At 61.2% G+C, this 12,415-nt stretch carries 14 protein-coding genes and 1 pseudogene; 7 read left to right on the forward strand and 8 right to left on the reverse strand.

Annotated elements, in window-relative coordinates:
• Positions 1–125, reverse strand: a pseudogene (gene gcvT / locus ACR0C9_RS07350) (glycine cleavage system aminomethyltransferase GcvT); the annotation flags it as partial.
• 290 nt (positions 126–415) lie between these two features.
• Positions 416–1,609: a Zn-dependent hydrolase gene (locus ACR0C9_RS07355; protein WP_480780698.1), complete on the reverse strand. Its 1,194-nt coding sequence runs from the start codon at positions 1,607–1,609 to the stop codon at positions 416–418.
• Between the two features lie 135 nt (positions 1,610–1,744).
• Between ACR0C9_RS07355 and ACR0C9_RS07360 the strand changes: the two genes are divergently transcribed.
• Genes ACR0C9_RS07360 through ACR0C9_RS07375 form a run of 4 tightly spaced genes read left to right on the forward strand, consistent with a single transcriptional unit; the run spans position 1,745 to position 5,236 of the window.
• Positions 1,745–2,395 (forward strand): histidine phosphatase family protein, encoded by a 651-nt coding sequence (locus ACR0C9_RS07360; protein ID WP_480780699.1) that lies wholly within the window; start codon positions 1,745–1,747, stop codon positions 2,393–2,395.
• Positions 2,396–2,405: 10 nt separating this feature from the next.
• On the forward strand, positions 2,406–3,020 hold the full coding sequence (locus tag ACR0C9_RS07365; RefSeq protein ID WP_170521363.1) for a glutathione S-transferase family protein: 615 nt from the start codon (positions 2,406–2,408) through the stop codon (positions 3,018–3,020).
• A 14-nt stretch (positions 3,021–3,034) separates the two neighbouring features.
• On the forward strand, positions 3,035–4,090 hold the full coding sequence (locus ACR0C9_RS07370; RefSeq protein ID WP_480780700.1) for a saccharopine dehydrogenase: 1,056 nt from the start codon (positions 3,035–3,037) through the stop codon (positions 4,088–4,090).
• Between the two features lie 3 nt (positions 4,091–4,093).
• Complete coding sequence (locus ACR0C9_RS07375; RefSeq protein WP_480780701.1) at positions 4,094–5,236, forward strand: saccharopine dehydrogenase family protein; 1,143 nt, start codon at positions 4,094–4,096, stop codon at positions 5,234–5,236.
• Between the two features lie 121 nt (positions 5,237–5,357).
• On the opposite strand, the gene ACR0C9_RS07380 is transcribed toward ACR0C9_RS07375, so the two are convergent.
• The 4 genes from ACR0C9_RS07380 to ACR0C9_RS07395 all read right to left on the reverse strand — a co-directional run bounded on the left by ACR0C9_RS07380 (position 5,358) and on the right by ACR0C9_RS07395 (position 7,159).
• On the reverse strand, positions 5,358–5,558 hold the full coding sequence (locus ACR0C9_RS07380) for a YjiS-like domain-containing protein (protein ID WP_170453662.1): 201 nt from the start codon (positions 5,556–5,558) through the stop codon (positions 5,358–5,360).
• A 49-nt stretch (positions 5,559–5,607) separates the two neighbouring features.
• Complete coding sequence (locus tag ACR0C9_RS07385; protein WP_170521357.1) at positions 5,608–5,835, reverse strand: YjiS-like domain-containing protein; 228 nt, start codon at positions 5,833–5,835, stop codon at positions 5,608–5,610.
• 148 nt (positions 5,836–5,983) lie between these two features.
• Complete coding sequence (locus tag ACR0C9_RS07390; protein ID WP_170521355.1) at positions 5,984–6,301, reverse strand: DUF3775 domain-containing protein; 318 nt, start codon at positions 6,299–6,301, stop codon at positions 5,984–5,986.
• An 87-nt stretch (positions 6,302–6,388) separates the two neighbouring features.
• Positions 6,389–7,159, reverse strand: a complete 771-nt coding sequence (locus ACR0C9_RS07395) for a DUF1365 domain-containing protein (protein ID WP_480780702.1) — start codon at positions 7,157–7,159, stop codon at positions 6,389–6,391.
• A 148-nt stretch (positions 7,160–7,307) separates the two neighbouring features.
• Here ACR0C9_RS07395 and ACR0C9_RS07400 point away from each other — a divergent pair, with 148 nt between their 5' ends.
• The 3 genes from ACR0C9_RS07400 to ACR0C9_RS07410 are packed head-to-tail and all read left to right on the forward strand — an operon-like array spanning position 7,308 to position 9,078.
• Positions 7,308–7,964 carry a sigma-70 family RNA polymerase sigma factor gene (locus tag ACR0C9_RS07400; RefSeq protein WP_170521351.1) on the forward strand — a complete coding sequence of 219 codons (657 nt, stop codon included), beginning with the start codon at positions 7,308–7,310 and terminating at the stop codon, positions 7,962–7,964.
• A gap of 10 nt (positions 7,965–7,974) precedes the next feature.
• Positions 7,975–8,625, forward strand: coding sequence for a ChrR family anti-sigma-E factor (locus ACR0C9_RS07405; protein ID WP_480583924.1), 651 nt, complete (start codon positions 7,975–7,977; stop codon positions 8,623–8,625).
• A 48-nt stretch (positions 8,626–8,673) separates the two neighbouring features.
• A complete protein-coding gene (locus ACR0C9_RS07410) occupies positions 8,674–9,078 on the forward strand; it encodes a hypothetical protein (RefSeq protein WP_480780703.1) in 405 nt (134 codons plus the stop codon).
• Between the two features lie 3 nt (positions 9,079–9,081).
• Here the strand turns inward: ACR0C9_RS07410 and ACR0C9_RS07415 are convergent, their stop codons facing one another.
• A complete protein-coding gene (locus ACR0C9_RS07415; RefSeq protein WP_480780704.1) occupies positions 9,082–10,311 on the reverse strand; it encodes a DNA recombination protein RmuC in 1,230 nt (409 codons plus the stop codon).
• A 57-nt stretch (positions 10,312–10,368) separates the two neighbouring features.
• A complete protein-coding gene (gene mutL / locus ACR0C9_RS07420) occupies positions 10,369–12,225 on the reverse strand; it encodes a DNA mismatch repair endonuclease MutL (RefSeq protein ID WP_480780705.1) in 1,857 nt (618 codons plus the stop codon).
• Positions 12,226–12,415 lie beyond the last annotated feature (190 nt).

Consider the following 12,415-nt stretch of genomic DNA (forward strand, 5'->3'; position numbering starts at 1 on the left):
TGCTTATGTTCCCCCATAATCCCCATCGGATACTGAACAGGCATCTCCCAGCCCGCAAAATCAACCAGCTTACCTCCCAACTCAACGTGCAAGGCGTACAAGGGCGTGCGTTTCGGTGAGGTCATGGCGAAAACCTTCTGTGGTTCAATTTGTCAGAACGCATATCCGCCAGTCTGACCAAAGTTGCATTTTTTGCAACGATTCAGCCCAGGATTTCCGGCCTGTGCCGCCACCGGACCGGCCAGTATACGGGCGCATGCATCCTTGATGTTCCTATAGGAAACTTTTTTCCGTTGCGCAACACTCGCAAAACGATCAGGGTGGCACAGCTTCGTGAAGATCTGCGGCAGAGGCCAAACCTGTATGACATAGCTTAGAATTTTCCGCCATATATCAGTGAATTGGCAACCAAGCGTCAATTCTGACCATTCAATGCGGCGACGGCATGTTCCAGCACCCGGAGACCGGCGATCAGGTCACTCTCAGCCGTGTCTTCGGCAAAATCATGGCTGATTCCGTTGATCGAGGGCACAAACAGCATTGCAACCGGCATCAGGCGTGACACGTTGGTGGCATCGTGCAAGGCCCCCGAGGGCATCTGCTGCCAATTGCCCGGCGCGACCTGCTCGGCCCCCCGCTCTAACGCACTGCGCAATGTCTTATCCATGGCAACAGGCTCGAGCCCCAGCATCGTGCCGAAATGCAGCACCATCCCCAGTTCCACGGCCACGCTTTCGGCAGTTTCCCGGACGATATCTTCCATGCGGACCAGACGATCTGCATCGCCATCGCGCCATTGCATCGAGAATCGCACCCGCCCCGGCACGATGGAGGAGGCATTGGGATGAAGATCCACGCGCCCGATGGTCCAGACGGTTTGCGGCGTCACAACATTCTGAAACCGGTCATTCAGGCGCGCATTGAACAGGGAGAGGGCCTGAAACGCATCGCGGCGCAGATGCATGGGTGTGGTGCCCGCATGGTTCTGCTGACCCTCAAACGTGATCGACATATCGCGAATGCCGACAATATCCGTGACAACGCCGATCTGCTGATCTGAGGCGTCAAGCGCAGGGCCCTGTTCGATATGCATCTCGATGAACCCGCTGAACCGGGAAGGGTCCACAAAGCCTTGTGAAAGGTCGGCCATACCCGATCGCGCCTCAGCAAATCGGACACCGGAACCGTCGGTCAACGCATCCGCCTTCTCCAGCGGCAACCCGCCGGACCAGACCGCGGACCCGGTGGTGACGCCAAAGCGCCCCTCTTCATCCTGAAAACTCACGACCGAGATTGGGCGGTCGCTGGATCGCGCCACTTCAAGCGCAGCGATGACGCCCAGCGCGCCGTCCAGCCAACCGCCTTCGGGCTGGCTGTCGGAATGCGACCCCATCAGCAAAGACGGACGGTCTGCCAACCCGAACAAGTTCCCGACCGGGTCGAAATGCGGTGTCAGGCCAGCCTCGGCCATGCGCCTGGCCAGCCATTTCCGCGCAGCGATATCGGCCTGTGAATAGGCGGGACGGACCACCCCCTTGCCAACACCAGACGCGCCGAATGTGCGCAGCATGTGCAGATCGGACAAGAACCGTTTGTGATCGACTGGCATTGACCCCCTCCTACGCTATCCGCGCCGAACATAGCCACAAATGACCCCGCAGCGAGGATTTTTTCGGGCGGGCGCGAAACCCCTCTGGTCCCTGCATGGAACGTGCCCTAAGACGTCTGCGTAAGAGGGACCGACATGTCACATATCACTTTGGTGCGTCACGGGCAGGCCAACACGGCGGCGCGGGACGAGAAGAACTATGACAAGCTCAGCGATCTGGGGCATCAACAGGCCCGCTGGCTGGGTGCGCATCTGCGGGACACGCGCAGCCATTATACGCGCGTCTATTGCGGCACCCTGACCCGCCACGCCGAAACCGCCTCCAGCATGGGGCTGAATGATCCGATCCGAGACGCGCGGTTGAACGAGATCGAGTATTTCACGATTGCCCAACTGTTCGAGGAGCAGCACGGCGTTGCGGTCCCCACGGATCGCGAAGGCTTTGTCGAGCACCTGCCCAAGACCTTCGCCGCCTGGGCCAAGGGTGACATCGAGAACGCGCCGGAAACTTTCGACCAGTTCGAAACCCGCGTTCGCGATGCCCTGCGCGACATCGGAACCGAGGGAGGGCCAGCCATCGTTGTCACCTCGGGCGGGTTGATCTCGATGGTGGTGCGGCAGGCGATGGGGCTGGACATACCAGCCATGGCACGAGTGGCCTTTGCCATCATGAACACGTCGATGCATCGTCTGCACCCGATTGGCGCGCATCTCAGCCCGGTCCTGTTCAACGCCGTCCCGCATCTGGAGGCCCCCGACCGGCAGTTCGCGCAAACCCATCTGTAAGGAGGCCCCGATGCAGCTTTATTATGCCCCCCGCACCATCTCGGTCGCAGTTGCCATCGCGCTGGAAGAGGCGGGGCTGGACTATGAGGCCATCAGGCTGGACTTCGCCGAGGGGGAGCAGACGAAACCGGCCTACAAGCAGATTAACCCCAAGGGGCGCGTTCCGGCGCTGGTGGTCGATGGCGGTATCCTGACCGAAACCGGTGCGCTGCTGGATTATATCGCAGCCGTTGCCCCCAAGGCGGAGCTGGTGCCCGACGATCCGATCATGGCGGCGCGGATGCGCGAGGTGATGTATTACCTCGCCTCAACAATGCATGTGAACCACGCCCACAAAATTCGCGGGCCGCGTTGGGCTGACAAGAAAGCCAGCTGGAAAGATATGAAGGACAAGGTTCCGCAGACGATGACCGCGTCCTGTGACTATATCTCGTCGAACGGGCTGCGCGGGCCGTTTGTGCTGGGCGATCAGTTCTCGCTGGCGGATGCGTATCTGTATGTCGTTTGCAGCTGGCTTGAGGGCGACGGTGTTGACGTCTCGGCCTTTCCCAAAATTCTGGCCTTCCGCGAGGCGATGGAGGCACGCGCATCGGTACAGGCGGTGCGGGCCGCCGGAATGCTCTGACAAAAGGACAACGCATGACACATCTCTGGGTCCGGGCAGAACAGCGCCCGAACGAGGAACGGGTGGGGCTGACCCCCGAAGGGGCCGCCGCCCTGATCGCGGCTGGTATCCGCGTGACAGTCGAGGAAAGTTCGGTTCGCGCCATTGCGATTGATGGCTACCGGGATGCGGGCTGCGAGATCGCGGCTGAAAATTCCTGGCCCGAAGCGCCGCTGGAAGCGATTATCTTCGGCCTCAAGGAACTGCCCGAGGACGGCACCCCCCTGCCCCATCGCCACATCATGTTCGGCCATGCCTACAAGGGCCAGCATTCGGGCCGCGCATTGCTGGAACGGTTCAAGGCTGGCGGCGGCACGCTTTATGATCTGGAATATCTGGTGGATGAGGATGGCCGCCGTGTCGCCGCCTTTGGCTACTGGGCGGGCTATGCCGGGGCTGCCGTCACGCTGAAAACATGGGCCGCGCAGCAACGCGGACAGCAATGCCCACCGGTTGGCGTCTATCCCGGCAAAGATGCGCTGAATGCCGAACTGCTGGCGGAACTGGACGCCACGGGCGCAAACCGCCCCCGCGCCATCGTCATCGGTGCCCTTGGCCGTGTCGGCACCGGGGCGGCGGATCTGTGCGAGGCGATGGGAGTTTCCGTAACCAAATGGGACATGGCCGAGACCGCCAGCGGCGGGCCGTTCCCCGAAATCCTGAGCCACGACCTGTTCCTGAACTGCATCTTCGCCCGCCCCGGCACACCCGTCTTTGTCCCGCAAGAGGCCTTGACCGCCCCGCGCAATCTGACCGCAATCGGCGACGTCGCCTGCGACCCGGACAGCGATTACAACCCGGTGCCTGTGTACGACCGCGCCACCACATGGGACGCCCCCGCCCTGCGCGTGGCCACCAACCCGGTGATGGACGTGATGGCGATCGACAACCTGCCATCGATGCTGCCGGTCGAAAGCTCGCAAGACTACGCCGCGCAACTGCTGCCTTCTCTGCTGACGCTGACCGATCTGGACAGCGGCGTCTGGGGCCGGGCAGAAGCAACCTACAAAACCCATATCGAAGGGATCTGAACGATGACCATTCACTGGTGTGGCACCGGCCTGTCGGCCATCCCCGGCCTGCGCCGCCTGATCGAAGGCGGGCACAAGGTCACCGTCTGGAACCGGACCGTCGAAAAAGCCCAGGCCGAGGTCGGAGACCTGACCGACGACATCCGCGCCTTTGACATCGACGCCTTGGGCGCGGTTCTGGCAAAAGGCGACGTGATCGTTTCGATGCTGCCGGGCGACTGGCACGTGCCTCTGGCGGAACTGGCGATTTCGAAACAGGCCAACTTCGTCTCGTCGTCCTACATCGCGCCCGAGATGCGCGCGCTGGACGACAAGGCCCGCGAGGCCGGTGTGGCGCTGGTCAACGAGGTCGGGCTGGACCCCGGCATCGACCACCTGATGGCGCACGCGCTGGTCGACGACTACCGCGCCTCGGACGCGTTTGATGCGGAAAACCACCTGAGCTTTATCTCGTATTGCGGTGGCATCCCCAAGCACCCCAACCCGTTCCGCTACAAGTTCAGCTGGTCGCCGCTGGGTGTGCTGAAAGCCCTGCGCTCACCTTCGAAATCGATCCGCGACTACGCCCCGCTGGACGTCGCCCGCCCTTGGGACGCCATCAGCAGCTATGTCGCGCCGCTACCCACGCCGGAAAGCTTTGAGGTCTACCCGAACCGCGACTCCCTCCCCTTCATGGCCCAGTACCATTTCGAGGATCACTGGCCGGTCAAGGAATTCGTCCGCGGCACCCTGCGCCTGAACGGCTGGGCCGATGCGTGGGCGGATGTGTTCACGGAAATCGAGACCCTCTCGGGAGCGCAAGGCGATGCCCGCCTCAAGGAAATGTCGGACCAGTTCTGGACCGAAAACGCCTATGACGAGGGCGAGCCCGACCGCGTGGTCCTCTGCGTCGCCCTGAAGGCCGAGAAAGACGGCATTCCGGTCTGGCACAAAACCTACGTCATGGACGCCTGGGGTGACCAACGCGGCACCGCCATGGCGCGGCTGGTGTCGATCCCGGTCTCACTGGCCATCGAGGCCGTCCTGAACCGCGCCATCCCCGCAGGCGTGCACGCAGCCCCCAGCGATCCGAAACTGGTTCAGGGCTGGATGGCTGAGATCGATAAATTGGCGCAGCATCTGCAAGTTGTGGATCATCTGACCTAAGGCTGGTCACGACACCCGAAACACCAAATAGCCATTCCGTTTCGACTGGTATGGCTATTTGGTTTCAGCGGTCACCAAAGACAACGCAAGCTCTTCGACGTAGTCGCGTCTGACGACCCCTTCAAATATAGCGCTGGATTGTGTCCTCGACATCACTTCGGTTTATGCCAAGCTCCGACAGCTCGTGATCTGACATCCGGTTCAACTCCTGAGCCGCACACACAATATCGGCACTGATCGCGCGTATCTTCATTGCACGATCAAACAGTAATAAGGCGCTTGCCGCAGGCGTCATTTCACTCACAGGGTTTCCGTCAAACATCTTTCAACCTCCCGACATGTTCCAAAACCAATGGTGTTCCGTTGCGCCTTCATCTGCGGAGGCGCGGGCCGTTGTAGGTATTGTCATATGCAATCTGGTTGATCTGACTGCGAGGGACGCCAATGTCCTGCAATTGACGGTCGCTCAGGTTTTCCAATACGCGGGTGGCTTGTGCATATGTCCGACGCCGGTTGAGTTCGATGCGGGCGTCTGCGTAGGTGGACATCAGGGAAGCAAGCAGGCTGTTCTGCGGTCTGGCGGTGTGCAAAAGTTCCATTTCTCTCTCCTCCTTGAACTCGGGGTTTCAGGCCGTCTGAGTTCAAATAAAGGAGCGGGTCATTAACGAAGCTACGCGGCCTCGTTAATGTTCGTTAACTTTTTGAGATGGGGGATCGCACCGTATCAAACCAGGGCGCTGGCCGAGGCTACATCAGATCATTCTCAACATCCTCAGCCGAAATCCCCAGCGCATCCAGCCCGTTCTCCAGGTGATCCGACAGGTGCGGCGTGCCGATCAGGTAATCCGCACAGGGGGTCGAGGCTTCGGATTTGGCCGTTGCGATGGCTTCGGCAAGATCTTCGGCGAAAAAGCTCTCGCGGCCGATCCACATGATGGCCACCAGTTCGGCCTGTTCGTCCTCGCTCATGCGGTCGACAAAGGCGCGCAATTCGCCCTCTGCCCGTTCCAGCTCGCGGCCCATCATGGCCACCTGGGCGACTTTTCTTGCCGAAATTTCCAGCATGTCTTCAGCTCCTCGTGTTCGCGGTTCACGGCCATCTGACCTGTTCGCCACGCCCGAGTCTTTGATCTTACGCAAACAAGGCCCGCGCTAGCGCCGGACCCGCGATACCGGGTGATCGGGCACCGGCGCGGTGCGAAACGGGCGGAAGCGCGCCTTTTTCAGCCACAGCTTCATCGCCTGCCAGACGATCAGCGTGAATGTCCGCCGCGCCCCAAACGGGCGGCGCAGCAGCGACCAAAGGATCGTGCGGTTGGTTAGCGGTTGGCGTGGTCCGGTCAACGTGGCGATCAGGCCACCGCCCTTTCGTCCGTAATCGATCCAGACCCCAACCCGCTCGGGCCGATAGTCAAAGCGGAACGTGTACCTTCCTTCGATGACCTGAAACGGCGAAACATGCATCAGCTTGTCCGCAACCACCCGATCCGACGGGTCGATCGGCACGAAATCCGGCTTGTGACAGACATAGCTGTGGCGGGTGCCATAGGTGTTCGTGACCTCGGCCACCACGGCGTATAGCTGATCCTTGCTGTCGAAGCAGAACCAGAAGCTGACCGGGTTGAACACATGGCCCAGCACGCGTGGCTGAGTCAGCAACATGATTTGCGCGGGCTGCGGCACATCCATCTCATCGAACCGCGCCCGCAGCCATTGTGCGCCGACACCCTGCCCCGGCTCTCCGCCATGGTCTGTGCTGCGCCAGTTGGTAACGTTTGCCCGGTCGATCGAGAACAGGAAAGGTGTCTCGGGGTCGGCCTCGGGGTCCAGCAGGATATAGTCGACCGAGTAGCGAAACGCATTCCGTATCGCGCCTTTGCGTCCGTGATAGGTGTGACCTGCGATATGGTCGATTTTCTTCATTTCGCCGCGTATCCGCTGTGCCTGTAAACTGTTCAAATGGCGCTCTTTTCCGCGAACACCGTTTGTATCCAATACGAAACCTAGCGCAGATTGGATTATTTTGTCGCGCGAAAGTGATCCGTCTTGGGCCACCCACCGTAATGTGGTTATGTTTACCGAGATCAATACCGTGACCTTGGACGAACCCGCGGCCGAACGGGCCGCCCCTCAGCCTTGGCGCGCAAAGAAACGCATCAAGGGTAGACAGGTGAACGGAACGAAAGCCAGTTGCGACACCAGGACCGAGTGGGTGGACCATGTTCGACGCATCCGGGACGCGCAGGATCAGGCGGCTTTTGCCGAACTGTTCCAGCACTTCGCGCCACGCATCAAGGCGTTCCTGATGAAATCAGGATCAGACGCCGCGATGGCCGAAGAATGCGCGCAAGAGGTGATGGCGACCTTGTGGCACAAGGCCCATCTGTTCGATCCGGCACGGGCAACGGTGGCCACCTGGGTGTTCACCATCGCTCGGAACAAGCGCATTGACGTGCTGCGCAAGCAACGCCGCCCCGAACCCGAAGAGCTGGGATGGGGACCCGAGGCCGAGCCGGATCAGGACGATGTCATTGCGTTGCAACAGGAAACCGCGCAACTGCGCAATGCCCTGTCGGCATTGCCAGAGGCGCAGAGACAGTTGATCGAGAAGGCGTATTTTGGCGATCTGAGCCATCGAGAGATTGCATCTGAGACCGGATTGCCGCTGGGCACGATCAAATCACGGATACGGCTGGCGCTGGACCGCTTGCGCCACGCGATGAACTGAGATGAGTAAGATGAGCAACCCGATCAAACATCACCTGACGGACGATCTGCTGATGGCTTATGCCGCCGGCTCTCTGCCCGAAGCGTTCGACCTGATGGTCGCGACGCATCTGTCGCTGTGCGACCATTGCCGCGCACGGGCCGAGAGCTTTGACGCTGTGGGTGGGCATGTTCTGGAAGAGCAATCCGATGCGATGAGCATGAGCGACACGTCTCTGGCTGCCACAATGGCCCTGATCGCCCAAGGCGCACCGACCCCCAAGCCCGCCCGTCCGGACTGCGCCGTCCTGCCGACCCCCCTGCAAGATTATGTCGGCGGAACTGTGGACGACATCAAGTGGAAGCCTATTGGTATGGGCGTCAAACAGGCGATCCTGCCGACCACAAACGAGGCGACCGCGCGGCTGTTGTTCATTCCGGCGGGTGTGGCCGTGCCGGATCACGGGCATAACGGCACCGAACTGACTATGGTTCTACAAGGCGCTTTTTCGGACGAAGTGGATCGCTTTGCCCGCGGCGATGTCGAGATCGCAGATGAGGATCTGGAACATACTCCGGTCGCTGATATGACAGAGGATTGCATCTGTCTGGCCGTGACGGATGCGCCGCTGAAATTCACCAAACTGGTGCCGCGCTTGCTTCAGCCCTTCCTGCGCATCTGAACAACAGATTTCGTTTTCGCGGGAACACGCGACGTAAGGGGAAGGAATGTGATCCCAAGAATCCTGATGACATTGGCGCTTGTTTGTGTTGCCCCCATCGCCTCGGCCCAGATGAAGGCCGAGGTGCAGTTTGAGCCGGGCAATTTCGGCACGATGGTCAGCGGGACTGTCACTGGCGATGAGTATTTCGACTATTCGCTGGATGCGCAGGCCGGGCAAGAGATGTTCGCCGAACTTCAAGTCAGCGACACCAATGGAAATGGAGTGATTTACTTCAACATCCTGCCACCCGGCAGCGATGGCGTGGCGATCTACAACGGGTCAATTGAGGGCAACACGGCCCGGATCACCCTGCCCGCAGATGGAGACTATACAATCCGTGTCTATCTGATGGGCAACGACCGCGATTCCGGAAAGACGGTTGGGTACAATCTGGACCTGTCGATCCAATAGGCCCTAGCCTTCGGTCTTGCCCAACGGAACCACGTTTGTGCGATCGTCGGGGGCCAGTTCCTCGAAATCGAAATTGTCCAGCCGCTGCGCCCTGCGGCCCGCCTTTTCCGCGCTGATCTTGATTTCCGAGATATCCTTGGCCGCCTGTCCGAAATGCCGATCCAGATTGGACACCCGGTCGCCCAGACGTTCCACATCCTTGTGCAGCAGGCCCAGTTCCTTGCGGATTGCCCCTGCCTGTTCCCGCATCCTTGCGTCTTTGAGGATCGCGCGCATGGTGTTCAGTGTCGCCATGCAGGTGGTGGGCGAGACGATCCAGACTCGTTTCGAAAAACTCTCCTGCACCAGTTCCGGGAATTTGGCGTGCAACTCGGCATAAACCGCCTCGGACGGCAGGAACATCAGCGCGCCGTCGGCGGTTTCGCCGTCCAGAATGTATTTCTCGGAAATATCATTGATATGCTTGCGCACCGTACTGCGGAACATCTGCACCGCGGCTTTCAACTCGGCGTCGTTGGTGGACGCGATCAGCGCCTCATACGCCTCGAGCGGGAATTTGCTGTCGATCACAATCGGCCCCGGCGGGTTCGGCAGGTTGATCAAACAATCGGCGCGTCGCCCGTTCGACAGCGTCGCCTGCAACTGGAAACTGTCCGACGGCAGCGCCTTGGAGACGATGTCGTTCAGCTGAATCTCACCAAACGCGCCGCGGGTCTGTTTGTTGGACAGGATATCCTGCAGCGACAGCACATCGCCCGACAGTTTGGTGATATTGTCCTGCGCCTTGTCGATGGCCGCCAGACGTTCCTGCAACTGCGTCAGGGATGTTGCGGTCTGTTTCGATGAGCCGTGCAGCGATTCCTTCATCCGCTCCTGCATCTCGGCCAGCGCGCGCGCTGATTTCATCGCGTTATCGGCCAGCCGGTCATTCATCTGCTGCTGCACCGAGGACAGGCGCGATTCGACTGTCTGGATCACCTGCACCTGCGCGTTGGCCTGCGTGTCCGAGACATGCTGCAACCCGCCGCGCAACTGTTCCTGCCCCTGCCCCAACTGCTGCACATGCTGGCCCAGATGCGCCATCTGCCGCGCCAGCGGTTCCGTCATCCGGGCCGAGCGGTTGGCCGCCCGCAACGACAGGAACAACAGAAGCAGAATCAGCGCGACCACGCCCCCAACAGTCAGGACCACGGGGTCGTTCAGCGCGTATTGGGTGCCTGCAATCTCGATCATGTCGCTCAATATGTTCTCGTTTTGTTTCTATCTTCTTAACGCGTCCGGGGCACCGGATCAACTGCGCCCGAACAGCCGTTCGATATCGCTGAGTTTCAGTTCCACATAGGTCGGCCGCCCGTGGTTGCATTGGCCGGAATGGGGCGTCGCCTCCATCTCGCGCAGCAGGGCGTTCATTTCCTCGGCGCGCATCCGGCGGCCCGAACGGACCGAGCCGTGACAGGCCACCCGGCTCAGGATCGCCTCGATCCGCGCCTGCACCATCTGGCTTTCGCCCTGATCGGACAGTTCATCAAGGATATCCAGGATCATCGCGCTTGCATCGACCTCACCTAGAATGGCCGGGGTTTCGCGCACGGCGACAGCCCCGCCGCCGAAGGGTTCGAGGGTCAGGCCAAGGTTCGACAGGTCATCGGCCACCGCCATCAGACGGGCGCAATCGCCCTCGGACAGTTCCACGATTTCCGGGATCAGCAGCGCCTGCGCCGCGACGCCGTTTTCGGCCATCTGGGTTTTCAGCTTCTCATAGACCAGCCGCTCATGCGCGGCGTGCTGGTCGACGATCACCATGCCATCGGCGGTCTGGGCGATGATGTAGTTCTCATGTACCTGCCCGCGTGCCGCGCCCAAAGGCAGGTCCTGCGCCGGTGGCTCTTCGGCGACCGGCGCGACGGGGCTCGGTTCGACAATGCTGCCGCTGTAATCATTGGCCAATTCGGCAAACCCCGGAGACTGCGCGCGGTACGCGGCCTGCCGTGCTGCAGGAGAGGGCCGGTCCATCTGATAAACCCGCGCGGGCGCAGGTTGCGCCGGTTCCGGACGCATCGCCCCCAAGGTCGCGTTGGCCACGGTCGAGGACGCGCGATGACCGGCCTCGGCCAGGGCGTGCCGCAGGGCGGACACGATCAGCCCCCGCGCCACACCGGGGTCGCGGAACCGGACCTCGGATTTGGCAGGGTGCACGTTCACATCCACAAGTGTCGGATCACAGTCGATGAACAGCGCCGCCGCCGGGTGACGGTCACGGCTGAGGAAATCGAAATAAGCCGCCCGCAGCGCGCCGGTCAGCATCTTGTCACGGACGGGGCGGCCATTGACGAACAGGTACTGCGCCACCGCCGCACCGCGCGAATAGGTGGGCAGGGCGGCATAACCGTACAGACGGATATCCTCGCGCGTGGCGTCGATCCGCAGGGCGTTTTCGGCAAATTCGCGGCCAATGACGCGGGCCAGACGGGCGTGCAGCGCGTCGAACAGATCGCCATTCTCGCGGTCGGCGCGGAAGGTCACCCGCCCCTCGCCCCCGCCCGAGACATCGCGCAGGGTGAAGGTCACAGCCGGTTCCGCCATGGCCAGACGTTTGACGGTATCGGTGATCGCCTGCGCCTCGGCCCGGTCGGTGCGCATGAACTTCAACCGGGCGGGCGTGGCGAAGAACAGATCGCGCAGTTCGACAACGGTTCCTGCGCGCAGAGCGGCGGGTTTGACCGCCTCAGCCTTGCCGCCCGCAACATGGATTTGCGCAGCCTCGGCCCCAGGCACCCGGCTGGTGATCGTCAACCGACCCACGGCGCCCAGCGAGGGCAGCGCCTCACCCCGGAACCCGAACGTGTGAATATTCAGCAAATCCGACCCGTCGATCTTCGAGGTCGCGTGCCGTGATAAGGCCAGCGGCAAATCCGCAGCCGCGATGCCGCAGCCATCATCGGTGACCCGGATCAGGGTCTTGCCGCCATCGGCAATATCAATGGCTATCCGTGTGGCCCCGGCATCGATTGCGTTCTCGACCAGCTCTTTCACGGCCGAGGCCGGACGCTCCACCACCTCGCCCGCTGCGATTCGATTGATCGCAGCCTCGTCGAGTTGCCGGATGACAGGGCGAATGTCGCTGATATTGGGGTTTGATCGCGCCATACCACCACACCTAGCATAGCCGCACGCGATTCTGCCACCGGTTTGAACGGTGATTCAGCATGGACTAGCGTTCAGAGAGGGGGAAGTCCGGGCAATTATCGGCGGGCGCATTCGCTGGCCTCGCACCGCAACTGCCCGGACATGCCGAAGTGAGTGGTAGGTATTCAGCCTTCAATGAACACGATCTAAC

The organism is Ruegeria sp. C12, assembly GCF_056537745.1.